Genomic DNA, 23854 nt, shown 5'->3' with positions numbered 1-23854 from the left:
ATGACCGATGCTGTATCGACTCCTCCGCTTTCGGCTGCAGAAACTGCCAAGAAGCCTGCAGGCCTTGACGCGGGCCTGTGGGAGCAGGCCACACCCGCACAGCAGCAGGTGCTCAAGCGCATTGCCAAGCAGCGCGCGCGCCTTCATGCACGCGCCGCGGCGCGTGCGCAGGCCCGCACGCTGCGCGAGACGCCAGGCGCCCAGCGCGTGTCGGCCGATGCTCCGTTGGCGGAGCGAGCCGCAGCGTTTGTGCGCCTGCATCCCGTGGCCACGGCCGCGGCCGGCGCTGCCCTCATGGCGCTAGGGCCGCGCAAGTTGCTTCGCTGGGCCGGCATTGCCTGGCCCTGGATCGTGAAACTGCAGCAAAGACGGGCCCGCTAGCCGGGTGCTCCCCACATCAAAACAGCCCGTGAGGCCTTGGGCCTGCACGGGCTGTTTTTTATGGGCCACCCATCTCAATGCATATGGGCAATGGCCTGTGCGGCCTCGGTGACCAGATCGGGGCCGCGATAGATGAGGCCGCTGTAGATCTGAACCACGTCGGCACCGGCGCGGATCTTGCTGACGGCGTCGGCGCCGCTCAGGATGCCGCCCACGCCGATGATGGGAAAACGGCTGCCCAGTGCGGAGCGCAGCTGGCGGATGATCTGGTTGCTGGCTTCCAGCACCGGAGCGCCGGACAGGCCACCGGCTTCCTCGGTATGCTGCAGGCCCTTGACGGCTTCGCGGCTGATGGTGGTGTTGGTGGCAATCACGCCATCCATGCCATGGTGCTCCAGCGTGGCGGCAATCACTCCGACCTGTTCCTCATCGAGATCGGGCGCGATCTTCACGAACACGGGCGTGCGCTTGCCGTGCTGGCTTGCCAGCTGCTCGCGGCGGTTGGCGATCGCGCCCAGCAGCGCATCGAGCGCCTCATCGCTTTGCAGTGCACGCAGATTCTTGGTGTTGGGCGAGCTGATGTTCACCGTCACATAGTCGGCATGGGGATAGACCCCGTCCAGCGCCTTCAGATAGTCGCTGGTGGCTTCCTCGATGGGGGTAGTGGCGTTCTTGCCGATGTTCAGGCCCAGCAGCATGGGCGCGCCCTTGGCGCGGACCTGCGAGCGGCGCACATTGGTCAGGAAGGCATCCAGGCCCTCGTTGTTGAAGCCCAGACGGTTGATCAGTGCGTTCTTTTCGGGGATGCGGAACATGCGCGGCTTGGGATTGCCGGGCTGGGGGCGCGGCGTGACCGTGCCCACCTCCACAAAGCCGAATCCCATGGCTGCCAGCGCATCGATGCAGCGTGCATTCTTGTCCAGGCCGGCCGCCATGCCCACGCGATTGGGGAACTTGAGCCCCGCGAGCTCGATGGGGTCGCTGACCAGAGGGCGTTCCCAGGCTTTTTGCAGCAAGGTGTTCTGACCCTTGGCCATGAAATTCATGGTGAAGTCGTGGGCGGCTTCGGGGTCCATGCCGAAAAGAATAGGACGGGTCAGTGAGTAAGGGATAAGAGACATGGGGATAATCGCAGGATTACCTGGATTTTCCCTCATGACGACACCTGCTGCACCTCTCTCTCAAGATGAACTGAAAACTTTGGTCGGACAAGCCGCGCTCAAATATGTGGTAGCCGGCGAGATTGTCGGTGTGGGCACGGGCTCCACGGTCAACAAGTTCATCGATGCGCTGGCCACCATCAAGGACCAGATTCCCGGCGCGGTCTCGAGCTCCGTGGCCAGCACCGAGCGCCTCAAGGCCCTGGGCATCAAGGTCTTCGATGCCAACGAGGTGAGCCGCCTGGCCGTGTATATCGACGGTGCCGACGAGATCGACGGCAAGGGCTATATGGTCAAGGGCGGCGGCGCGGCTCTGACCCGCGAGAAGATCGTGGCGGCCCTGGCCGACCGCTTTGTCTGCATTGCCGACGAATCCAAGCGCGTCGGGGTGCTGGGCGACTTCCCGCTGCCCGTGGAAGTGATTCCCATGGCAGCTGCGCAGATCGCACGTCGCTTCGAGTCCATGGGTGCCGGCATCACGGCCCAGATCCGCATGAAGGACGGCGCGCCCCTGGTGACCGACAATGGCCAGCAGATTCTGGATGTGCGCGGTCTCAAGATTGCCGAGCCGCTGGCGTTTGAGTCCGAAGTCAACCAATGGCCCGGCGTGGTCACCGTGGGCGTGTTCGCGCACCAGAAGGCTGCGGTCTGCCTGCTGGGCACCAGCCAGGGTGTGCAGACGCTGGAATACTGATGCGTTGACGCTCAAAAGCAAAAGCCGCCATGCACACTGCTGACGGCTTTTTCTATGCTTGCTGTAGCGCTTTGCGCTTTACCCATCAGGGCTTGAGCGCTATCTGCCCTGAATCAGCCGGGCAGCATGCGCCTAAAAGCGCAGTCCGGCGGGGTTGCTCGGGGTCGGGGTACCGGGTGGCAAGGTGCCTGCGGCCGGGGCGGACTGGCGCTCCGCGGCCTTGGCTGGCTCCGCGGGAGCGGCCGGCGCCGCGGTGGTCAGCGGCCGAGGTGCCGGGGCACGATAGCTGGCCGGCAGCTGGGAGCGGGCCGGGTAGCCCGCGGCATTCAGGTACTGGTTCCAGCTGTCTTCGCCAAAGCCCTTAAGGTGCTGGTTGCCGATGGTCGCAAAAGGCAGACTGTCCTGCCCGCTGAGTTTTTTGAGCGCGGCAATATCGGCATTGCTTTCCACGGTGCGTTCGCCGAAAGGAATGCCGCGCCCGCGCAGAAAGCTGCGGGCCTCCTCGCAGGGCTGGCAGTCCTTGGCCGAATACAGGAGCACGGGATAGCGGTTGGCGATCTGGCGCAGCTCGTAGGGCAGCTGGGCATTGGCGCTGCTGCCGGCGGCGGAGGCGCTGCCTGCGGTATCGGCGCTGGCCTGTGCGCCTTGGTTCGCGGGCCGGTCGGTGAACGTGACTTTGCCGTCGGCGCCCACGACGCGATAGACGGTCTGGGCTTGAGCGCCAGCACCCTGCATGGAGCCCAGGCCCAGGAACGCAAGGCCAAGCGCCACGCCGGCACGGCGTGGCAGGGATAAGGTCAGGATAGAGAAATCGCGATGCATCGGGGCGGCTGAATGGAAGTCCATCGAGGATGGCTGAGCATAACGTGGCTTGCTTGCCGCGGGCATTGTTTTGACCAATGAACCAGCAGTCTTGATGACCTGAAGCAGCAGCGCTTTCGGCCGGCCACGAAGAACGCCCCGACCGGCGGGGCGTTGGCTTGGCTGGCGCGAGGCTCAGGCCGCCTGGGTCATGCCCTGATGGCGCAGCAAGGCGTCGATCTGCGGCTCGCGGCCGCGGAAGGCCTTGAAGGACTCCATGGCCGGGCGGCTGCCGCCGGCCTCGAGAATGGACTGGCGATACCTGCGGCCGGTTTCCGGGTTGGGCGAGCCATCGGGTAGCACGGTTTCCTCGAAAGCCGCATAGGCGTCGGCACTCAGCACCTCGGCCCATTTGTAGCTGTAGTAGCCGGCCGCATAGCCGCCCGCAAAGATATGGCTGAAGGTATTGGCCATGCGGTTGTAGGCCGGAGAGGGCAGGACCGCCACTTCGGAGCGCACCTGGTTGAGCAGGGCCATGAAGTCGGCTGCGGGGTCGTGCTCGGTATGCAGCAGCATGTCGAACAGCGCGAACTCGATCTGGCGCAGGGTCTGCATGCCGGACTGGAAGTTTTTGGCGGCAATCATCTTGTCGTAGAGCGCGCGCGGCAGGGCCTCGCCCGTGTCCACATGGGCCGTCATGTGCTTGAGCACATCCCATTCCCAGCAGAAGTTTTCCATGAACTGGCTGGGCAGCTCCACCGCGTCCCATTCCACGCCCGCGATGCCCGAAACATCGCGCTCGTTCACCTGTGTCAGCATATGGTGCAGGCCATGGCCGGTCTCGTGGAACAGGGTGATCACATCGTCGTGGGTCAGCAGCGCGGGCTTGCCGTCCACACCGGCCGCGAAATTGCAGACCAGGTGGGCCACGGGCGTCTGCAGCTGCTGCGTGTCGGGGCGCAGCCAGCGCGTGCGCACATCGTCCATCCAGGCGCCGCCGCGCTTGCCCTTGCGGGCCTGGGGGTCCAGATAGAACTGGCCGACCAGCTGAGGACCTTGCGCCGTGCTGCGCTCAATGCGGTAGAACTCCACGCAGGAGTTCCAGACCGGCGCTGCATCGCGGCGGATGGTGACCTCGAACAGGGTCTCGACGATCTTGAACAGCCCGGCCAGCACCTTGGGCGCCGGGAAATACTGCTTGAGCTCCTGTTCGCTGAAGGAGTAGCGGGCTTCCTTGAGCTTTTCGCCGATGAAGGCCCAGTCCCAGGGCTGAGGATCGGTCAGGCCCAGCTCCTTGCCGGCAAAGGCGCGCAGATCGGCCACGTCTTTTTCGGCATAGGGACGCGCACGCTGGGACAGGTCGCGCAGAAAGTCCACCACCTGCCGCGGCGTATGGGCCATCTTGGGCACCAGCGAGACTTCGCCGAAATTCTGGTAGCCGAGCAGCTGCGCTTCTTCAAGACGCAGGGCCAGGATTTCCTTGATGATGGCCGTGTTGTCGAAGCGCAGGCCATCGCCCTCGGCCTGGTCGGAGGCCCGGGTCACATAGGCGTGATAGATCTTTTCGCGCAGGGCGCTGCTTTTGGCGAACTGCATCACGGGCAGATAGCTGGGCATCTTCAGCGTGAGCTTGTAGCCTTCCTTGCCATCGGCCTCGGCCGCGCTCCTGGCCGCTGCCACCACATCGGCGGGCACGCCGTCCAGCTCCTGGGCCGTGGCGTAATAGGCAAAGGCGTCGGTGGCGTCGAGAGCGTTTTCGCTGAACTTCTGTGCCAGCTCGGCAGAGCGGGCCTGAATCTGTGCAAAGCGCTCCTTGGCCGCGCCCTGCAGCTCGGCGCCCGAGAGCACGAAGCCGCGCATGGCGTGGTCCCAGGCCGCACGCTGCTCCTGGTTCAGGCCGGCGGGGTCTATGGCCTTGTACTTGGCGTACAGGCGCTCGTCGGCGCCCAGATTGGTCCAGAACTCGGTGACCTTGGGCAGGGCCTCGTTGTAGGCCGCGCGCAGCTCGGGCGTGTCGGCCACGCTGTTGAGGTGATTGACGGCTGCCCAGGCCGTGCCCAGCTTCTCGGTGGCCACATCGAGCTCGGCGGAAATGCTCTCCCACTTGGCGGGGAAGTCCGGTGCGACGACGGTCTCCAGGGCCTCACTGGCACGCGCCAGCAATGTGTCGATGGCGGGGCCAACGTCCGCAGGTTGGATGCGGTCGAACAAGGGCAGGGCGGAGGGTTCGAGAAGTGGATTGCTCATGCTGTATTAAGTGCCGGCAAGGTCGGGAAAATCAAGCGCTCTCAGGGAATATATTGCTATGGCGTTCATAGCGTCAGCCACTGGTCAGACGGCCGCCGAGAGCATTTCAGCCAGAGACAACGAGGAAGGGCCGCCCCGCACCGAGTTGTCGTCCCCCTCCCGAAGAGAGAGGGGGAAGGCGCAAAGCGCCTCAGGGGGTGTCAGCCCGCTGCGCGCTCGGCCGACTCCATGGTGTTGACCAGCAGCATGGTAATCGTCATGGGGCCGACACCACCGGGCACAGGGGTGATATAGCCCGCGACTTCCTTGACGCCGTCGAAGTCCACGTCGCCGCAGAGCTTGCCTTCGGCGTTGCGGTTCATGCCCACGTCGATCACCACGGCGCCGGGCTTGACCATGTCGGCGGTCAGCACGTTCACCTTGCCCACGGCCGCGACCACGATGTCGGCCTGGCGCGTCATCGCTGCCAGATCGGCCGTGCCGCTGTGGGTGACGGTGACCGTGGCATTGGCGGCCAACAGCATCATGGCCATGGGCTTGCCCACGATGTTGGAGCGACCGATGACCACCGCATGCTTGCCGCGCAGGTCCTTCATGCCGATGGATTCCAGCATCTTCATGCAGCCGTAGGGAGTGCAGGCCTTGAAGCCGACCTCGCCCACCATCAACGCGCCGGCGCTGGCCACGTGGAAGCCGTCCACGTCCTTGGCAGGGGAGATGGTCTCGATGACCTTGTGGTCGTCGATGTGCTTGGGCAGGGGCAGCTGCACCAGAATGCCGTGGATGGCGGGGTCGTTGTTCAGCGCTTCGACGCGGGCCAGCAGCTCGGCCTCGGTCATGGCGGCGTCGTACTTTTCCAGCACCGAGTGAAAGCCCACGTCTTCGCAAGCCTTGACCTTGTTGCGCACATAGACCTGGCTGGCCTGGTTGTCGCCCACCAGAATCACGGCCAGGCCGGGCGTCACGCCCTTGGCCTTGAGCGCTGCCGCGCGCGTGGCGACTTCCTTGCGCAGTTGTTCGGAGAGGGCTTTGCCGTCGATGAGTTGGGCTGTCATTGCTGTTTTACCAATAAAAATGCTGCTAGCCCTTGATTTACAAGCACTAGCAGCTATCAGAACAGGGATCGGCTAAGGCCTGGGCCTGGCCGGTGCACCTTCAATTATCTCGCGATTGCAGAGCTCTCCAATCACGCGGTCCGGCCTTGCGGTCTCAGTTCAGGCTCGCGGCCTTGGCGGCGGCGCTGGTCTGGCCCTGGCCCAGGGCGATCTTGAGCAGATCGGCCACGGTGTTGGCGTTGAGCTTTTCCATGATGTTGGCGCGGTGGGCTTCCACGGTCTTGATGGAGATGCCCAGATCGTCGGCGATCTGCTTGTTCAGGCGGCCGGCGACGATGCGCTCCAGCACCTGGGCTTCGCGGCCCGTGAGCTTGGCCAGCAGCGCGTCGCGGCTGGCGGCCTGCTGGTGGCCCGTGAAAGCTTCGCGTGCATGGTCGAGCATGCGCTCGACCAGTCCGACGAGTTCTTCCTCGTTGAAAGGCTTCTGGATGAAGTCTAGCGCGCCTTTCTTCATGGTGTTCACGGCCATGGGCACGTCGCCATGGCCGGTGATGAAGACGATGGGCAGGGGGGACTTGCGTTCCATCAGGCGGTCTTGCAGCTCCAGGCCCGTCATGCCGCCCATGCGGATGTCGACGATCAGGCAGGCGACTTCGCGGGGGTCGTAGCGCGACAAAAAGGTCTCTGCCGAGTCGAAGCAGCGTACCCGGTAATCCTTGCCTTCGAGCAGCCATTGCAGCGAATCACGGACCGCCTCGTCGTCATCCACTACGTAAACCGTGCCTTTTTTGGGTATCAAACTCATGCAATCGTCCTCTTTGTAGGTTCGCTTGTCGTGGTGAGTGTTGTCGTCTCCACCCCCGTTGCCAACGGTAGCCAGAATGAAAAACGGCAACCGGTGACCTCAGAGCCATTGTAGAGGTTCTCGGCCCGCATGCGGCCGTGATGCGACTCAACAATGGAGCGGCAGAGATTGAGGCCTATGCCCATGCCTTCGCTCTTGGTCGAGAAGAAAGCCTCGAACAAATGCTCGAGCACCTCGGGCGGCAGTCCCTTGCCCGTGTCCTCCACCGTGAACTCGACGCCTTGCTGGGCTTCGAACACCTGCGGGCGCACGCGCAGCTCCACGCTGCGCTGGCCCGGCGGGCGGTCCGACATGTCGATGGATTCGGCGCTGTTCTTCATCAGATTGATCAGCACCTGCTCGATCAGAATGGTGTCGGCCATCACGGGCGGCATGCGCTCGGCCACATGCGCGGACAGCTGGACGCTGCGGCGGCGCAGTTCGATGCCGGCCAGCTCCACGGCTTCGTTGACCATGTCGGAGACCTCGGCCAGCGTGCGGTTGGGTTCGCTCTTTTTGACGAAGGAGCGGATGCGCTGAATGATCTGTCCCGCGCGCTGGGCCTGGTGTGCAGTCTTCTCGAGCGCGAACTTCATCTGCTCCTCGGTCAGCGTGCCGTTGGCCAGGCGGGTCAGCATGCCACTGCTGTAGTTGCTGATGGCGGTCAGCGGCTGATTGAGCTCGTGGGCCACGCTGGAAGCCATCTCGCCCATGGTGATGAGGCGGCTGGCCGTCTGGGCTTTCTCGGCCTGGGCCGCCGCCTGCTCCTCGGCCAGGCGGCGCTGGGTGATGTCGGTGGCGATCACCATCTGAGCCAGGCGGCCGTCCACCCAGCTCAGGTAGCGTGAGCGCACTTCCAGCCATTTGCCCAGGCTGGGCACGAAGATCTCGGCGTTCTCGCTGCGCGATTCGGTGATGGTGTCGGCGGGCAGGCCCATGAGCTCGTCCGCGTCGCTCTCGGGCCGGTGACGTAGCGGCAGCTTGCCGGCCTGGGCCACCAGTTGCAGATGGCCTTCGGTGTGCGAGCCAAACCACTGGCGATAGAGCTTGTTCGCGAACAGCAGCTCGGCACTGCCCAGGGGGGCCACGGACACCGAAGCATCCAGTGCTTCCAGCACGATGGTGAAGCGCTCATACGATGCAGAAAGCTGCTCGCGAATGCGGTTGGGCTCGGTGATGTCGGTCATGGAGGACATCCAGCCCGTGTGCTGGCCGTGGGCATCGATCAGCGGCGAGACATAGAGGCGCGCGTCGAACAAAGTGCCGTTCTTGCGCTTCACGCGCACCTGGAAGCCGCCGACGATGGTCTTGCCCGAAAGCTCTTCGCGCAGCTGCGAGTGCAGATTGTCGTAGTCGTTGTCGGGCCAGTAGGGGTAGGGCGGCACCTGACCGACCAGCTCCTGCTCGCTCCAGCCCGTCATCTGGCAGAAAGCCGCATTCACATAGGTGATGCGCCCGTGCAGGTCAAGCGCGCGCATGCCGGTCAGCACGGAGTTTTCCATGGCGCGGCGGAAATTGGTTTCGGCCACAAGGGCTTCCTGTGCGCGCTGGCGCCGCCGTGTGTGGCGCCAGGTGGCCAGCAGCAGCCAGGCCGTCATGGCCGAGAGCGTGCCCACCAGCCAGAAGAGTCCGCTGCCCACCACGCCCAGGGAGGTGCGGTAGGCCTGGGCGCGCAGCATCAGCGAAATGCCCACCGGCGATACCGGCACCTCATATTCGTTGGCAATGGCGCGCCAGTGCAGCAGCTCGCTGGGCGTCTTGCGCGGCGCTAGCGGCGTGCCGGCCAGCACCTGGCCTTCGCTGTCCATCATGGTGATCGCGTAGCGCGCCATGACTTCGGTAGGCGTGCCGTAGCGCAGCAGGCTGTCGACGGAGAATTCGGCCAGCAGTTCGCCGATATAACGGCTGTTGTTGCTGATGGGTACATGCAGCTGCAGCAGCGGCGGCAGGTCGTCGGGCGAGGCCTTTTCCTGCACGTAGATGGGCTGGAGCATCTCCCGCGCCTGCTGATAGGCATGCAGGGTTTCGCTGCGGTGCAGGGTCTCGCCCACCACGCGCAACTGCTCCGGCCCCACGGTGGGCGCGGCCTGGCTGTGCAGGACCTGGCGTTTGTCGTCCACCCAGGTGATGGACTGCAGCTCGGGATACTGGCTGATCAGGGTCTCGGCGCGGTTGTCGAAGTCGGTCTTGCGCATATCGCGGTTGCCCACGTCGCGCGCCATGCGCATGATCTGCTCCTGGCGCTCGAGCAGGCGCAGGCGCACGCGCTGCTGCGCGTACTCCACGTCGCGGCGCAGCGCCTCCTGCTCGCGGTCGACCTCTTCCGTGCGCAAATACCAGAACGAGGCAATGATTGCAGCCATGAACATCAGCACCGACGCCAGCGGTGCCAGGGCAGCATAGCGGTCCTGCCGCGTGGGCGAGAGGCTGCGCCACCAGCTGCGCCACCAGCGCACAGGCGAGGCAACGGATTGCGAGCTGTCTGCGTCCTGTTTTTCTAGTTCGTGATTGCTTGTTTGCATCCCGCCAGTGTAGGGGAGAGACCTAGTGCTTTTGGCGACTATTTTTGTCGCGGGAGAGACAGTTTGGCGACTCTTTCCTGTATGTGCATTTGCAGCAAATTTTCAAATTATGAAATCGTAAGGCACGATTTGAAATTCCAAAAAAATGTGCGAAACTCGCTGCGCATCGAGACAGTGAATCGGTTTAATCCGGGGAGCGCCCGACAGGGGCTGTGCCGCGCACCGCGCGGTGTGGCATCAGCCACCACCGCGTGATGGCCGCACTCACTGATTCGGTTTTGAGAGCCTGTATACGATTTATGCGGCTGCGCTTGTATGCCGCATCGTGGACTGGCTCGACAGCTACCCCTCTCTCGAAGGAGACACTCAAAATGACAGCTCAGACTGACCCCCAAGGCGCTGGCTTGCCTGCCGGCCTGGACCAACAAGAATCCCGCGAGTGGATGGATGCGCTTTCGGCCGTGATCGACCGTGAAGGCGCGGACTACGCCCACAAGCTGATCGAGGAGCTGCTCGAGCACGCTCGCCAGAACAGCGTGGACATGCCTTTCTCGGCCAACACCGGCTATGTGAACACGATCGAGGCCGACCAGGAAGAAAAGTGCCCTGGCAACCTCGAGATCGAAGGCCGCCTGCGCGCCTATATGCGCTGGAACGCCATGGCCATGGTGGTCAAGGCCAACCGCATCCACCCGCCCGAAGGCGGTGACCTGGGCGGCCACATCGGCTCCTTCGCTTCGCTGGCCAATATGTTTGCGGCCGGCTTCAACCATTTCTGGCACGCCGAGAACGAAAACCACGGCGGTGACTGCCTGTACATCCAGGGCCATGTCTCGCCCGGCATCTATGCGCGCGCCTACCTTGAAGGCCGTATCTCCGAAGAGCAGCTGCTGAACTTCCGCCAGGAAGTGGACGGCAAGGGTCTGTCGAGCTATCCCCACCCCAAGCTGATGCCCGACTTCTGGCAGTTCCCCACGGTGTCCATGGGCCTGGGCCCGCTGATGGCCATCTACCAGGCGCGCTTCCTGAAGTATCTGCACGCCCGCGGCATTGCCAACACCGAAAACCGCAAGGTCTGGGTGTTCTGCGGCGACGGTGAAATGGACGAAGTGGAATCCCTGGGCGCCATCGGTCTGGCAGCCCGCGAGAACCTGGACAACCTGGTCTTCGTCATCAACTGCAATCTGCAGCGCCTGGACGGTCCGGTGCGCGGCAACGGCAAGATCATCCAGGAACTCGAAGGCGAATTCCGCGGTGCCGGCTGGAACGTGATCAAACTGCTGTGGGGCAAGGGCTGGGACGAGCTACTGGCCAAGGACAAGGACGGCGTGCTCAAGAAGATCATGATGGAGTGCAACGACGGCGACTATCAGGCTTTCAAGGCCAACGATGGTGCTTATGTTCGCCAGCACTTCTTCGGCCGCGATCCGCGCGCTCTGAAGATGGTCGAGCACATGTCCGACGACGAGATCTGGAATCTGCGCCGCGGCGGCCACGATTCGCAGAAGGTCTACGCAGCCTTCGCTGCCGCCAACGGTCACAAGGGCCAGCCCACCGTTTTGCTGGTCAAGACCGTCAAGGGCTTCGGCATGGGCAAGGTCGGTGAAGGCAAGAACAACGTTCACCAGACCAAGAAGCTCAGCGACGAGGATATCAAGGCCTTCCGCGACCGCTTCAACATTCCCATCCCCGACAGCCAGATCGCGGACATCCCGTTCTACAAGCCGGCCGACGACACGCCGGAGATGAAGTATCTGCACGAACGCCGCAAGGCTCTGGGCGGTTACCTGCCGCACCGTCGCCAACAGGCCGACGAGCAGTTCACCGCGCCTGCGCTGGACACCTTCAAGGCCATCCTCGAGCCCACACCCGAAGGCCGTGAAATCTCCACGACCCAGGCTTATGTGCGCTTCCTCACGCAGCTGCTGCGCGACAAGAACATCGGCCCCCGCGTCGTGCCCATCCTGGTGGACGAGGCCCGTACCTTCGGCATGGAAGGCCTGTTCCGCCAGATCGGCATCTACAACCCCGCAGGTCAGCAGTACACCCCGGTCGACAAGGACCAGGTGATGTACTACCGCGAGGACAAGGCCGGCCAGATCCTGCAGGAAGGCATCAACGAAGCCGGCGGCATGTCCAGCTGGATTGCGGCTGCCACCAGCTACAGCCATAGCAACCGGGTCATGATCCCGTTCTATGTGTACTACTCGATGTTCGGCTTCCAGCGCATCGGCGATCTGGCCTGGGCGGCCGGCGACCTGCAAGCGCGCGGCTTCCTGCTGGGCGGCACCTCGGGCCGTACCACGCTGAACGGCGAAGGCCTGCAGCACGAAGACGGTCACAGCCACATCCTGGCCAACACCATCCCCAACTGCATCACCTATGACCCGACCTTCGCTCACGAAGTGGCGGTGATCATGCAGGACGGTCTGCGTCGCATGGTACAGAACCAGGAAAACGTCTTCTACTACATCACGCTGCTCAACGAAAACTACCCCATGCCCGGTCTGACCGAAGGCACGGAAGAGCAGATCCTCAAGGGCATGTACATGGTCAAGCCTGGCCAGAAGGTGCCCGAGAGCGGCCTGCGCGTGCAGTTGCTGGGCTCCGGCACCATCCTGCGCGAATCCTTCTTCGCCCAGGAACTGCTGGAAAAGGACTGGGGCGTGGCCGCCGACGTCTGGAGCTGCCCGTCCTTCAACGAACTGACCCGCGAAGGTCAGGAAGTGGACCGCTTCAACATGCTGCACCCCATGGAAACCGCCAAGGTGCCGTTCGTGGCTCAGCAACTGGCTGCCCACCAAGGCCCTGTGATCGCCTCGACCGACTACATGAAGGCTTACGCCGAGCAGATCCGTCCCTACATGCCCAAGGGCCGTACCTACAAGGTGCTGGGCACCGACGGCTTCGGCCGCTCGGACTTCCGCGCCAAGCTGCGCGAGCACTTCGAAGTCAACCGTCACTACATCGTGGTGGCTGCACTGCGCGGTCTGGCCGACGAAGGCAAGATCAACGCAACCACCGTGGCGGAAGCCATCAAGAAGTACGGCATCAACGTCGACAAGATCAACCCGCTGCACGCTTAAGAACGGGAGACATTCAACATGGCATTGACAGAAATCAAAGTCCCCGATATCGGCGACTTCTCCGAAGTCGGCGTGATCGAAGTGCTGGTCAAGGTGGGTGACTCCATCAAGGTCGAACAGTCGCTGATCACCGTGGAGTCCGACAAGGCCTCCATGGAAATCCCCTCCAGCCAGGCTGGCGTGGTCAAGGAGATCAAGGTCGCGCTGGGCGACAAGGTCAAGGAAGGCTCGGTGCTGGTGCTGCTGGAAACCGCGGACGCCGCTTCGGCTCCTTCGGCCGCGGCTCCCGCGCCAGTTGCAGCCCCCGTGGCCGCTGCAGCTGCACCCGTGGCTGCAGCCCCTGTGGCGGCCGCCCCTGCAGCGTCATCCACCCAGGACATCAAGATCCCCGATATCGGCGACTTCAAGGACGTGGCCGTGATCGAGATCCTGGCCAAGGTGGGCGACGCCGTGACGGCCGAGCAATCGCTGTTCACCGTCGAATCCGACAAGGCTTCGATGGAAATCCCGTCGCCCGCGGCCGGCACCGTCACGGCGCTGAGCATCAAGATCGGCGACAAGGTCAATGTGGGCGACGTGGTCGGCCAGATGACGGTGCAGGGCGCGGCTCCTGCCCAGGCTGCCGCTCCCGTGGCGGCACCTGTGCCAGCCGCGGCTCCCGTTGCAGCGCCGGTGGCTGCCCCTGTGGCCGCGGCTCCTGCCGCCGTGCCGGCCCACAACCCCACGGTGGCGCCCACGGGCAGCCTGCCTTATGCGTCGCCTTCGGTGCGCAAGTTCGCCCGCGAACTGGGCGTGCCGCTGGCCGAGGTCAAGGGTTCGGGCAACAAGGGCCGCATCACTGCGGACGACGTGCAGGCTTTCACCAAGTCGGTGATGGCCGGTGCCGTGCAGACCCTGGCCCAGCAGGCTGTGGCTCCCAAGTCTTCCGGCGGGAACGTCGGCGGCCTGGAAGTGCTGGCTTGGCCCAAGGTCGACTTTGCCAAGTTCGGCGCCGTCGAGCGCAAGGAACTGTCGCGCATCAAGAAGATCTCGGGTGCCAACCTGCACCGCAACTGGGTGGTCATCCCCCACGTCACCAACAATGACGAAGCCGACATCACCGAGCTCGAAGCCTTCCGCGTGCAAACCAATGCCGAAAGCGCCAAGGCCAAGAGCGACGTCAAGGTGACGATGCTGGCCTTCGTGATCAAGGCCGTGGTCGCGGCGCTCAAGAAGTTCCCCGAGTTCAATGCCTCTCTGGATGGCGACACCCTGGTCTACAAGCAATACTACAACATCGGCTTTGCGGCCGATACGCCCAACGGTCTGGTCGTGCCCGTGCTCAAGGACGCCGACAAGAAGGGCATTCTGCAGATCAGCCAGGAAATGGGCGAGCTGGCCAAGAAGGCCCGCGACGGCAAGCTGGGCGCTGCAGACATGCAAGGCGGCTGCTTCTCGATCTCGTCCCTGGGCGGCATCGGTGGCACCAACTTCACGCCCATCATCAATGCGCCTGAAGTCGCGATCCTGGGTCTGTCCAAGTCGGCCATGAAGCCCGTGTGGGACGGCAAGCAGTTCGTGCCGCGCCTGACGCTGCCTCTGAGCCTGTCGTACGACCACCGCGTCATCGACGGTGCCGCTGCCGCACGCTTCAACGCCTATCTGGGCGCCGTGCTGGCCGACTACCGCCGCATCCTGCTGTAAGCGCTGCCGCCGCGATGGCTTCGCCCCGCACTCAGGCCATACGAACGCTGCACCGGCAATGGTGCGGCCTGTTCGATGCGCCGGGAGCGGATGCCGAAGCCATTTTGCGGAGCACCTTCCAGGGGTGCCGGCAGGCGCTGGAGTCCCGGCAGTCCGAGTTGCTCGCGCTGAACTATCCGGTGGAGTCCATGCTGTGCCCCAGCACCGCGCTGCCGCAGCGCATTGCGCGGCTGGAGCAGGCGCTGGGCGCTCCCATTCCGTTATCGCTGGCCTGCTTCTGGCAGGAGGTCGGTGGCGTGTCCCTGGTCAGTCTGGGCGACTACGTGCATCTGGACTTCTGGCAGGAGCAAGGTCTGGGCGATGCCTGCTGCGATGGCCTGTACATCGAAGCCCTGCATGCGGATGCGGAAGATTACTTCCTTTCCGAGTGGGAGGAGTTCCAGGACAGTCCCGAGGAGTTTTATTTCCCGCTGTCACCGGACGCCTACCACAAGGACGATGTCAGCGGCGGCGCCGGCTACGGCTTGCGGGTGCAGCGGGGACAGAGCGATGTGCTGACTCCCTGGCTGGGCTATGAGGGTAGCGCTGCCGAGCAGGACTGGGGCCAGGCTTTCGACTTCGTCGGCTATCTGCGCTGGAGCCTGCTGGTGCATGCCGGCTTTCCGGGCTTTGCTGCGGAGGCCGCATTTGCACCGATCCGGGACCGGCTGCTCAGCCGGATCGAGGTCTTTTAACGCATACATATCAGGCGCCGGCCCATGGAGAGGCCGCAGCGCCGGAGATTAGGAGAATCGATATGAGTCTCATCGATATCAAGGTGCCCAATATCGGCGATTTCGCCGAAGTGGGCGTGATCGAAGTGCTGGTTCAGCCCGGTGACACCGTGGCCGCGGACCAGTCGCTCATCACCGTGGAGTCCGACAAGGCCTCCATGGAGATTCCTTCCAGCCACGCCGGCGTGGTCAAGGAGATCAAGGTCAAGGTCGGCGACAAGGTGGCCGAAGGCTCGCTGGTGCTGACGCTGGAGGCCGCAGCCGGTGCTGCCGCTCCCGCACAAGCTGCTGCCCCGGCACCCGCCGCAGCAGCTCCCGCACCTGTGGCGGCCCCCGTGGCTGCCGCTCCTGCTCCCGTGGCCAGCAACTTCAGCGGCAGCGTGGACATGGACTGCGACGTGGTCGTTCTGGGCGGTGGCCCCGGCGGCTATTCGGCGGCCTTCCGGGCGGCCGACCTGGGCCTCAAGGTCGTGCTGGTCGAGCGTTACAAGACGCTGGGTGGGGTGTGCCTGAACGTGGGTTGCATCCCCTCCAAGGCACTGTTGCACGTGGCCGCCGTGATGGACGAGGTCAAGCACCTGGAGGTGGCGGGCGTGAAGTTCGCGGCTCCCGAGGTCAACATCGACCAGTTGCGCGGCCACAAGGAAAAAGTGATCGGCAAGCTGACCGGCGGCCTGGGCCAGATGGCCAAGATGCGCAAGGTCACCATCGTGCGCGGCTACGGCAACTTTGTCTCGGCCAACCATATCGAAGTCGAAGAGACTTCGGGCGACGGCCAGGACAAGACCGGCAGCAAAAAGGTCGTGCAGTTCAAGAACGCCATCATCGCCGCAGGCTCGCAAGCCGTGCATCTGCCCTTCATGCCCAAGGACCCTCGCGTGGTCGATTCCACGGGCGCGCTGGACCTGAAGGAAGTGCCCAAGCGCATGCTGATCCTGGGTGGCGGCATCATCGGCCTGGAAATGGGCACCGTCTATAGCACCCTGGGCGCACGCCTGGACGTGGTGGAAATGATGGACGGCCTGATGCAGGGCGCCGACCGTGATCTGGTCAAGGTCTGGCAGAAGATGAACGCACCGCGTTTCGACAACATCATGGTCAACACCAAGACCGTGGGTGCCGAAGCCACGCCCGAAGGCATCAAGGTCACGTTCGCGCCTGCCAAGGACGGCGTCACCGTGCCCGAACCCCAGACCTACGATCTGGTGCTGCAAGCCGTGGGCCGCACGCCCAACGGCAAGAAGATCAGCGCCGACAAGGCTGGCGTGGCCGTGACCGACCGCGGCTTCATCGACGTCGACATCCAGATGCGCACCAACGTGCCCAACATCTTCGCGATCGGCGACATCGTGGGCCAGCCCATGCTGGCACACAAGGCCGTGCACGAAGCGCATGTGGCCGCCGAGGTCATTGCCGGCGAACTGCAAGGCAACAAGGAGCTGGCTGCTGCGGCTTTCAACGCCCGCGTGATTCCTTCGGTCGCCTACACCGACCCCGAAGTCGCATGGGTGGGTCTGACCGAAGACCAGGCCAAGGCGCAAGGCATCAAGGTCAAGAAGGGCCTGTTCCCCTGGGCCGCCTCGGGCCGCGCCATCGCCAACGGCCGCGACGAAGGCTTCACCAAGCTGCTGTTTGACGACTCCCCCGAAGCCCACGGCCACGGCCGCATCCTGGGCGGCGGCATGGTCGGCACGCACGCCGGCGACATGATCGGTGAAATCGCCCTGGCCATCGAAATGGGCGCGGACACCGTGGACATCGGCAAGACCATTCACCCCCACCCCACGCTGGGCGAGTCCATCGGCATGGCGGCGGAAGTGGCCCACGGTTCCTGCACGGATGTGCCACCGGTGCGCAAGTAAGCGCAGCGATCAAGCATCATCGCTTGCTCAAAAAAAGGCAGCCTTCGGGCTGCCTTTTTTGATTGTTATAGTGAAGCAACGTTGTTGTGGCTTAGGGGAGCTTGTCTGGTCTTTTTATGCTGACGAGCAGTACTGAAAGTGCTATGGTCAAAAAATGAAGTTTTTCAGACCATCTAGAAATACGGTCTGATTGGTGCTTATAAAAGCAGTGAAGTTAGTGTAGTAAAAAAAATTACAATTTTAAATAATTTGGAGCGTGAGTAGTGAGCTGGATTAATATTTTAAATAGTGATCGACGCAAAAATGGGAAAAGTGATCAGCATCCTGATGAGTTGAGAACGGAATTGGAGCGTGATTACGACAGGATATTATTTTCTACCCCTGTAAGGCGGTTGGCGGATAAGACGCAGGTTTTTCCACTAGATAGAAATGATAGTGTTAGAAATAGATTAACTCATTCGCATGAGGTTTCTAATTTGGCGAGAAGTCTTGGGGTTATTATTGCTACTAAGCATGCGGATAATGTTATTAATGGCATTAGAGATATTCCTGCTGTTTTGGCCGCTGTAGGTTTAGTGCATGATTTAGGTAACCCGCCTTTTGGGCATCAAGGTGAAGCTGCTATCAGAAAGTGGTTTGCTAATAGAGAAAAAATTTTCTTGTCTGAATTTGATGCAAAAGATAAGTATTTGTTCGATGATTTTTTGAAGTTTGATGGTAATGCTCAAACATTGCGTCTTGTGACTCGCCTTCAGATGCTGAATGATAATTATGGTATTGATCTGACATATGCAACTCTTGCAGCCTTAATGAAATACACGGTGGGAACAGATTGTATTGATAAGTCAGTCGCGTGTAAAAAGAAACATGGGTTTTTCCATTCTGAAGCAGAGATTGCTAAGAATATTTTCAATAAGGTCGGACTTTCTATTGGGACTAGGCATCCTTTGGCATATGTGATGGAGGCCTGTGATGATATTGCATATGCGACGATTGATGTTGAAGACTGTGTGAAAAAAGGGTTGGCATCTTTTAATGATGTGATGGGTTTTATGAGAAATCATTACCCGCATGACTCAATAATTCAAGAGATAGTAGAAAAATCATCTGAAAAATATAATGAATATCTAAAGGCTGATCTTTCTCCGCATGAATTGAATGATATTTCTATTCAGCGATTTAGAGTTTTTGTTATATCGCAATTCATCAAGTCTGTTGTGAAAGTAATATCGGATAAGTATGATGATTTGATGTCGGGTAGTTTGAATAGCTCGCTGATAGAGATATCAGATTCTGCTGATTTGCGTGAGTGTTTGGGGAAAATAACGAAACAGTATGCATTTAAGAATAGATCTGTTTTGCAGTTGGAACTGAAAGGCTTCAATACAATCACAGAGCTGATGGATATTTTTTGGTTCGCGATTAAGAATGCACAGGTTGTGCAAGGTGGATTGGATAAGTCGGAACATCCATATGCTAGATACGTGTACTCGCGGATTTCTGAAAATTATAGAAGAGTATTCGAAAATCCCACGGAGGAAGACAAAAAACTTCCTTTAGAGTATAGGCGCTGCTTGCTTCTTACAGATATGATGTCAGGAATGACTGATTCATATGCTATGAATATTTTGGATGAGTTGAAGCAGTACAAGACACACGATTTGTCCCTTGCTTAGTTTAATTTTTGGATGTTAAATAATTATGCAGCTTGCAAAAATTGTTCCAACCATTCAATATGAACTAGAATCTACTAAATATCGAGATTTAGATTTGGTTTGTTTTTTTGAAAGAAATAAGAATGAATTAAAAGAAGTGGCTTTATTTGGCGGTGCAATAAGGGATGTGTTTCTCTTCGGTAAATTGCCTTCTGAATCAGATCTTGACTTTGTTGTTAATTGTGATGCTAATGTTCTCAGAATGGTGTTGGTTGATTTTAAACCTATTGAGAATAAGTTTGGCGGATTTAGGTTTAAATTTGGTAAAAGAATTATTGATATTTGGTCTTTGTCAGAAACATGGGCAATAAAAAAAGGGTACGTTCAAAATGATGATGGAATGATGGATCTGCTTTCAACAACTTTTTTTAACGTTGACTCAGTGTACTATAGAGTTTTTGAAAAGACGTTGATTTGTTCAAAAAAATTTAAAGAAGGTATTGAAAGTAGGGTTTTGGATATCAACTTGTCAGAAAATCCATCGCCGCATGGTATATATAGAAGAATAAAGAAAATGAATTTGGAGAAAGATTTGAAATCTAATTTGTCGATAAAAAAATATATTAGATCAAATTGTGGTGAATAATTGATTTTTAGATATTGTCTTTTATATTTCTCATAATTTTCTGACTTCGGTACCGAAGTGCAAGACCTGTGGATTCAATGAATCAGGAATAAATGCTGAGGATTGTAGATCAACAACTCCGGTAAACGCATAGTTGTGATCGTATCTCAAGCCCTTTGCGGGTTGATCTGATTATTAATTGTGATTCACTGCGCACAGCGTCGCCGTTGCTTGTCGATGTATTGCACTGAATCTCCCTGCTAATGTTGCTTGCCGCGGTGTTGCTGAATCAGGCTGACAGTTGTGATGTGCTCTTTAAGTTGAAGCTGCTGTTAGGGCGAATGGGGTGATGACATTTGCGAACCTAAACGGTGACAGGTTTTGTACTTTAGTCTGAACTTCTGCCTCTGATTTATTCTCCAAGAGCGTGCACAATCATCCAGAGCCTGAAGCAGAAGGCTTGAAAAAAATAATATAAAAAATTTTCGTTATAAATAAGTGACATTGGCCTTGTATTTAAGGCCAATGTCACTTATTGTAATTTATGCTCTGATTGTTCCAAGTGTCAAATATTTAATGAACCTGTTGTAATGAAATTCGTTGCAATTTTTAACCCATTCTTTTAGTTCGTTACTAGCATCTTTGTTGTTAATTATATTTTTCCAAGAGCAATCTTTGTCCAAAGCTATTTTTGATAACTCATTAATGATTGTTTTTTTTATATTGCAGTAATATTTTCTTTCAAACACTTTTATTTTTGTCAATTCTTTTGTTTTTATTAATTCTTTTATTTCATTAATTAGTGCTGAACCTTGATATTCGCAATTGTCTACAATAATGTGGATTGCCTCATTAAAACTCAACAGTTCATTTTCTATTGCGCAATTGAATTCTGGCGAGGTGCAATTATTTTTTTTAAATCGTGAGTTGAGATCTTCTGAGAATGCGATATATGCTTTCTCATAGTCTTTCGTTGTGTCTTCTGGGTTTATATGTGCATAGATTTTTTCAATTTCTGCTGATGATTTAAGACATTCATTATCGCGATGGAAATCTTTAGCTCCCGCCGATCTTAATGTGATTGAAATATCAGTTACCGATTTCAAAACTAATGGATCAAACACTATTTGAATAGGGCCATATGGATTCGGCATTGACTTTGTTTTTTCTCTTGGAAAATTTTTTCCGAAATCAGAAAAATTTCCAAAAACTTTATCCCATACGGAATTTTTCTTATCAATATAATCAGTTTCAAATTCTGTGAAGTCTAAACCACTTTCATGAAGCTTATTTCTAGAGGGGACTCCTCCAAGCTCTAAATATGATTTGAAATCTTTAAGTTGGCATGCATGATATAAAAACGCTCCTCTATTTTTTATTCGATTTGAAATATCGTTGATTTCTGTGATATTGGTGATGGCCATATTATATTAATCTACTTTGATTTTCAGATGTGGATTTGTATGAAATAAAAGACTGATCTAATGTTTCTTTTATTTCTGATGCCTGACTTTCTAATTTGCTTCTTAAAAAATCAGATGCAGACTCCCAAATAATTACTGCTTTATCTTCATTTAAATTTTCATTCTTTATTCTCCATGATTTTTCTATTTCCCACCATAAAGATGGTTGCAAAAAATTGCATTTGGCGCTTTCTAGATAAAACTGTACCCATCCAAGAGTTGTTTTGTTCAAATTGAAAGATTCTGCGCATTCTTCTAAAACTTTTTTGCCGATTGCGGTGTGCTTGTCTATAGCTATCCAGTAAGGAAAATCTATATTTTCTATTGAATCAAATGTGCTTGCTTCTTGTATTTCTTCGGATACATAAAGGAATGCGCTAGCAAGTGAAAAAGCCTTATCCCATGGCCAGCCCGCTAATTTAAATCCGGTTTCTGAATTGGCTAAAAATTTCTTAGAGAGAGCATCTGATTTTATATTTTTGGCCCATCGCCAAAAGTCATTTGGTCTTTTTATTGCTTCAGCTACGATTTTTATGTGCCGATTGTTGGAGTTTTTTTGAAGAACTGATGTCGATCCCTTTGAAAATTCGTAGGCTAAACTGCCAAGGCCAGCGGCATTTTTATTTTTATATGATTTTGCAATTCTTATATACTGTTCAATAAGAGATTCTTCGTTGGTAGTAAAATTAAGGCTACTGGTAAATCCAAACGATTCTTCGAATGTTATTACCCCTAATCTATTCCTTAGCCAAATTGCATCACCATTTTTTAATAGGTGCATAACTGTTTTCTCTGCGACAGAGGGGTAGCCTCTTCGTACAGATTTTTGCAATAACGATCTATATATTTGCTTACTTTTATCAACTCTCATTTTGTTTGTGTCTTGTCAAAAATAGAGCATGAAGATAGTGTAAAGATTCTATAATGAAATCGGGTTGCATAGGGAGCCTCTCATAACCAGTAATTTCCCAGGTGGCTTTGCACTTGGTGAGCCACTCAATACTGAATGCAGAATCTTACCCGTTCAGGCTTCGTCGCGCCAAAGCCTCCGGCTTTGGATTCCTGTAGACGTACCTGCTTTTTGAGTACGTTGATTTGAAGAACGGATCCACCTTTTTTTCCAGGAACATCGCCAAGTGTTTCAAGTTGAAGCAGGTCGCAGATAAGTTTGCTTTTTTAGCTTTGGGTCAAGCTTGCATAATTTCTGGAACAGGAACTTCCTGCTTGGGCTGGGTGCGTTATGAAGCCAATGCGCTGGCAGAGGCAGAACTTAGAGATTGATAGCTACTAGTGCTTGATAAATAAGCGTTGGAGCCTGTTTCTCCTTGATCTTTTTGGCATCGCAGCAGAGCCAGTCTGCTGATTAATTTCCCGATCAGGAAATATTGGTTCCTTTTCCGCGTGCTCTGGTTCATAATTTCCCGAACGGGAATTTTCAGGCTAGGCCAGCTTATGTCCACCATCCAAACCACCGACCAACTGGGCGCGGCCTTACGCACCGCCCGCAAACAGCTGGGCCTGACCCAGCCTCAGCTGGCCTTGGCTGCAGGCGTGGGTACGCGCTTTATTGTGGATCTGGAGTCGGGCAAGCCCACGGTGCGGTTGGAGCATGTGCTGCGGGTGATCGATGCGCTGGGCGTGGAGCTGCGATTGAGCGGCTTGCCGAATACAGCTTCTGAGGGCGCAGACCATGGAGCATGAACTCGAAGTCTGGCTGTTTGATGGGCGCGTCGGCAGTCTGTCGCTGGTGCATGGGCGGCTGAGCTTTGCCTATGCGTCCGACTGGTTGGCACTGCCGCAGGCCACGGCTTTATCGCAGTCGCTGCCGCTGCAGGCTGAACCCTTTGACGATCACCAGACCCGGCCTTTCTTCGCCGGTCTGTTGCCCGAGGGGCAGATGCGCCGCCTGATTGCGCAGCAGTTTCAGGTGTCGGGCCAGAACGATTTTGCGTTGCTGGACCATATTGGCGGCGAGTGTGCGGGTGCGGTGACCTTTCTGGAGCCGGGGCAGGCCTTGCCGCAGGGCAATGTGACCGGGGCGGCGGGCGATGTGGAGTGGCTCAGCGATGAAAAACTGCTTGCTCTGCTGGATGAATTGCCGCGCCGCCCCATGCTGGCGGGGGCTGACGGGCTGCGGCTGTCGCTGGCCGGAGCGCAAGACAAGTTGCCCGTGGTGGTGGACGAGAGCATTCCGGGGGCAGTGCGTATCGGCCTGCCGCGCAACGGCGCGCCCAGCTCGCATATCTTGAAGCCCGCCATCCATGCGGTGGCGGACAGCGTGGCCAACGAAGGCTTTTGCATGCTGCTGGCCGAGGTCATGGGTCTGAGACCTGCCAGTGCCCGCATACATAGCGTGCTGAGCCGTTCGTTTTTGCTGGTGGAGCGCTATGACCGCGTGCTGAAGAATGATGCACAGCATTCGTCGCAGCTGCAGCGAATGCATCAGGAAGACTTTTGCCAGGCGCTGGGCGTAGTGCCCGAGATGAAGTACCAGAACGAGGGCGGGCCGGGCCTGGCGCAATGCTTTACCCTGCTGCGCAGCGTGACCCGCCCCAGCGCGCCGCAGGTGCTGCGGCTGCTGGATGGGACGATCTTCAATGCCCTGGTCGGCAACCATGATGCCCATGGCAAGAATTTTTCGCTGCTGTACGGCGGGCGCAGCCCTGTGCTGGCACCGTTCTACGATCTGTTGGCTACAGCGATCTACCCCCAGCTGACGCCCAAGATGGCGATGAAGATTGGCAGCAAATACAAGTTCAGCGAGCTGGAGGCCAGGCACTGGGAGCAGTTTGCCGAAGAAGCAGGCCTCGCCAAGGCTGCGACGCGCAAGCGTTTGCAGACGCTGGCTACCGAACTACCCACCGCAGCCCGCAAGCTGCAGGCTGCGCCGCAGCATGGCTTTGAGGGCAATGCGGTGGTGGAACAGATCGCGCAGCTGATCGAGCAACGCTGCGCCTTGACGATAAAGCGGCTGGCGTCTGGCTGATTGGTGAGGAATTTTCA

General features: G+C 57.9%; 18 protein-coding genes. 10 read left to right on the top strand and 8 right to left on the bottom strand.

Annotation, left to right across the window (positions count from 1 at the left end; translation table 11 throughout):
- On the top strand, positions 1–381 hold the full coding sequence (locus AB6724_RS15320) for a hypothetical protein (RefSeq protein WP_369339391.1): 381 nt from the start codon (positions 1–3) through the stop codon (positions 379–381).
- Between the two features lie 74 nt (positions 382–455).
- Here AB6724_RS15320 and AB6724_RS15315 read toward each other — a convergent pair whose 3' ends face one another.
- A complete protein-coding gene (locus AB6724_RS15315) occupies positions 456–1502 on the bottom strand; it encodes a quinone-dependent dihydroorotate dehydrogenase (protein ID WP_369339390.1) in 1047 nt (348 codons plus the stop codon).
- Positions 1503–1536: 34 nt separating this feature from the next.
- Between AB6724_RS15315 and rpiA the strand changes: the two genes are divergently transcribed.
- Positions 1537–2235: a ribose-5-phosphate isomerase RpiA gene (gene rpiA, locus AB6724_RS15310; protein WP_369339389.1), complete on the top strand. Its 699-nt coding sequence runs from the start codon at positions 1537–1539 to the stop codon at positions 2233–2235.
- Between the two features lie 132 nt (positions 2236–2367).
- Here rpiA and AB6724_RS15305 read toward each other — a convergent pair whose 3' ends face one another.
- The 5 genes from AB6724_RS15305 to AB6724_RS15285 form a co-directional block, all read right to left on the bottom strand.
- Positions 2368–3057 (bottom strand): glutaredoxin domain-containing protein, encoded by a 690-nt coding sequence (locus AB6724_RS15305; protein ID WP_439329876.1) that lies wholly within the window; start codon positions 3055–3057, stop codon positions 2368–2370.
- A 174-nt stretch (positions 3058–3231) separates the two neighbouring features.
- Positions 3232–5283: a M3 family metallopeptidase gene (locus AB6724_RS15300; RefSeq protein ID WP_369339388.1), complete on the bottom strand. Its 2052-nt coding sequence runs from the start codon at positions 5281–5283 to the stop codon at positions 3232–3234.
- A gap of 200 nt (positions 5284–5483) precedes the next feature.
- A complete protein-coding gene (gene folD / locus AB6724_RS15295; protein WP_369339387.1) occupies positions 5484–6338 on the bottom strand; it encodes a bifunctional methylenetetrahydrofolate dehydrogenase/methenyltetrahydrofolate cyclohydrolase FolD in 855 nt (284 codons plus the stop codon).
- Between the two features lie 154 nt (positions 6339–6492).
- Positions 6493–7143 carry a response regulator transcription factor gene (locus AB6724_RS15290; protein ID WP_369339386.1) on the bottom strand — a complete coding sequence of 217 codons (651 nt, stop codon included), beginning with the start codon at positions 7141–7143 and terminating at the stop codon, positions 6493–6495.
- A complete protein-coding gene (locus tag AB6724_RS15285; protein WP_369339385.1) occupies positions 7140–9704 on the bottom strand; it encodes a PAS domain-containing sensor histidine kinase in 2565 nt (854 codons plus the stop codon). Before AB6724_RS15285 ends, AB6724_RS15290 begins: the two co-directional genes overlap by 4 nt.
- A gap of 371 nt (positions 9705–10075) precedes the next feature.
- Here AB6724_RS15285 and aceE point away from each other — a divergent pair, with 371 nt between their 5' ends.
- The 6 genes from aceE (at position 10076) to AB6724_RS15255 (ending at position 19409) form a co-directional block, all read left to right on the top strand.
- Positions 10076–12790, top strand: a complete 2715-nt coding sequence (gene aceE / locus AB6724_RS15280) for a pyruvate dehydrogenase (acetyl-transferring), homodimeric type (protein ID WP_369339384.1) — start codon at positions 10076–10078, stop codon at positions 12788–12790.
- A gap of 18 nt (positions 12791–12808) precedes the next feature.
- Positions 12809–14473, top strand: a complete 1665-nt coding sequence (gene aceF / locus AB6724_RS15275) for a dihydrolipoyllysine-residue acetyltransferase (protein WP_369339383.1) — start codon at positions 12809–12811, stop codon at positions 14471–14473.
- A gap of 14 nt (positions 14474–14487) precedes the next feature.
- Entirely contained in the window at positions 14488–15207 is a 720-nt protein-coding gene (locus tag AB6724_RS15270; RefSeq protein ID WP_369339382.1) for a hypothetical protein, read from the top strand.
- Between the two features lie 62 nt (positions 15208–15269).
- The gene (gene lpdA / locus AB6724_RS15265) at positions 15270–17108 is read left to right on the top strand and encodes a dihydrolipoyl dehydrogenase (RefSeq protein ID WP_369339381.1); all 1839 of its coding nucleotides are present in this window, start codon (positions 15270–15272) and stop codon (positions 17106–17108) included.
- Between the two features lie 263 nt (positions 17109–17371).
- Positions 17372–18784 carry a dGTP triphosphohydrolase gene (gene dgt, locus AB6724_RS15260; protein WP_369339380.1) on the top strand — a complete coding sequence of 471 codons (1413 nt, stop codon included), beginning with the start codon at positions 17372–17374 and terminating at the stop codon, positions 18782–18784.
- 25 nt (positions 18785–18809) lie between these two features.
- Positions 18810–19409, top strand: coding sequence for a nucleotidyltransferase family protein (locus tag AB6724_RS15255; protein ID WP_369339379.1), 600 nt, complete (start codon positions 18810–18812; stop codon positions 19407–19409).
- A gap of 521 nt (positions 19410–19930) precedes the next feature.
- On the opposite strand, the gene AB6724_RS15250 is transcribed toward AB6724_RS15255, so the two are convergent.
- Together AB6724_RS15250 and AB6724_RS15245 are read right to left on the bottom strand one after the other, a co-directional pair.
- Positions 19931–20812 carry a hypothetical protein gene (locus AB6724_RS15250; RefSeq protein ID WP_369339378.1) on the bottom strand — a complete coding sequence of 294 codons (882 nt, stop codon included), beginning with the start codon at positions 20810–20812 and terminating at the stop codon, positions 19931–19933.
- A gap of 1 nt (position 20813) precedes the next feature.
- Positions 20814–21722: a hypothetical protein gene (locus AB6724_RS15245; RefSeq protein WP_369339377.1), complete on the bottom strand. Its 909-nt coding sequence runs from the start codon at positions 21720–21722 to the stop codon at positions 20814–20816.
- A 581-nt stretch (positions 21723–22303) separates the two neighbouring features.
- On the opposite strand from AB6724_RS15245, the gene AB6724_RS15240 reads away from it, so the two are divergent.
- Entirely contained in the window at positions 22304–22552 is a 249-nt protein-coding gene (locus AB6724_RS15240; RefSeq protein ID WP_369339376.1) for a helix-turn-helix transcriptional regulator, read from the top strand.
- The gene (locus tag AB6724_RS15235; RefSeq protein WP_369339375.1) at positions 22542–23837 is read left to right on the top strand and encodes a type II toxin-antitoxin system HipA family toxin; all 1296 of its coding nucleotides are present in this window, start codon (positions 22542–22544) and stop codon (positions 23835–23837) included. Before AB6724_RS15240 ends, AB6724_RS15235 begins: the two co-directional genes overlap by 11 nt.
- Positions 23838–23854 lie beyond the last annotated feature (17 nt).

Source organism: Comamonas guangdongensis, from assembly GCF_041079535.1.
In the GTDB taxonomy this organism is placed as follows: Bacteria; Pseudomonadota; Gammaproteobacteria; order Burkholderiales; family Burkholderiaceae_C; genus Comamonas; species Comamonas guangdongensis.
This window is presented reverse-complemented; position numbering and strand designations above follow the sequence as displayed.

Excerpts from the sequence above, each read along its gene's own strand:
- aceE (WP_369339384.1), top strand. The coding sequence starts at position 10,076 with ATGACAGCTCAGACTGACCCCCAAGGCGCTGGCTTGCCTGCCGGCCTG.
- AB6724_RS15270 (WP_369339382.1), top strand. The coding sequence starts at position 14,488 with ATGGCTTCGCCCCGCACTCAGGCCATACGAACGCTGCACCGGCAATGG.
- AB6724_RS15255 (WP_369339379.1), top strand. The coding sequence starts at position 18,810 with ATGCAGCTTGCAAAAATTGTTCCAACCATTCAATATGAACTAGAATCT.
- AB6724_RS15245 (WP_369339377.1), bottom strand. The coding sequence starts at position 21,722 with ATGAGAGTTGATAAAAGTAAGCAAATATATAGATCGTTATTGCAAAAA.
- aceF (WP_369339383.1), top strand. The coding sequence starts at position 12,809 with ATGGCATTGACAGAAATCAAAGTCCCCGATATCGGCGACTTCTCCGAA.
- AB6724_RS15240 (WP_369339376.1), top strand. The coding sequence starts at position 22,304 with ATGTCCACCATCCAAACCACCGACCAACTGGGCGCGGCCTTACGCACC.
- AB6724_RS15285 (WP_369339385.1), bottom strand. The coding sequence starts at position 9,704 with ATGCAAACAAGCAATCACGAACTAGAAAAACAGGACGCAGACAGCTCG.
- AB6724_RS15290 (WP_369339386.1), bottom strand. The coding sequence starts at position 7,143 with ATGAGTTTGATACCCAAAAAAGGCACGGTTTACGTAGTGGATGACGAC.
- AB6724_RS15300 (WP_369339388.1), bottom strand. The coding sequence starts at position 5,283 with ATGAGCAATCCACTTCTCGAACCCTCCGCCCTGCCCTTGTTCGACCGC.
- AB6724_RS15305 (WP_439329876.1), bottom strand. The coding sequence starts at position 3,057 with ATGCATCGCGATTTCTCTATCCTGACCTTATCCCTGCCACGCCGTGCC.
- AB6724_RS15250 (WP_369339378.1), bottom strand. The coding sequence starts at position 20,812 with ATGGCCATCACCAATATCACAGAAATCAACGATATTTCAAATCGAATA.
- AB6724_RS15235 (WP_369339375.1), top strand. The coding sequence starts at position 22,542 with ATGGAGCATGAACTCGAAGTCTGGCTGTTTGATGGGCGCGTCGGCAGT.
- AB6724_RS15315 (WP_369339390.1), bottom strand. The coding sequence starts at position 1,502 with ATGTCTCTTATCCCTTACTCACTGACCCGTCCTATTCTTTTCGGCATG.
- rpiA (WP_369339389.1), top strand. The coding sequence starts at position 1,537 with ATGACGACACCTGCTGCACCTCTCTCTCAAGATGAACTGAAAACTTTG.
- lpdA (WP_369339381.1), top strand. The coding sequence starts at position 15,270 with ATGAGTCTCATCGATATCAAGGTGCCCAATATCGGCGATTTCGCCGAA.
- AB6724_RS15320 (WP_369339391.1), top strand. The coding sequence starts at position 1 with ATGACCGATGCTGTATCGACTCCTCCGCTTTCGGCTGCAGAAACTGCC.
- folD (WP_369339387.1), bottom strand. The coding sequence starts at position 6,338 with ATGACAGCCCAACTCATCGACGGCAAAGCCCTCTCCGAACAACTGCGC.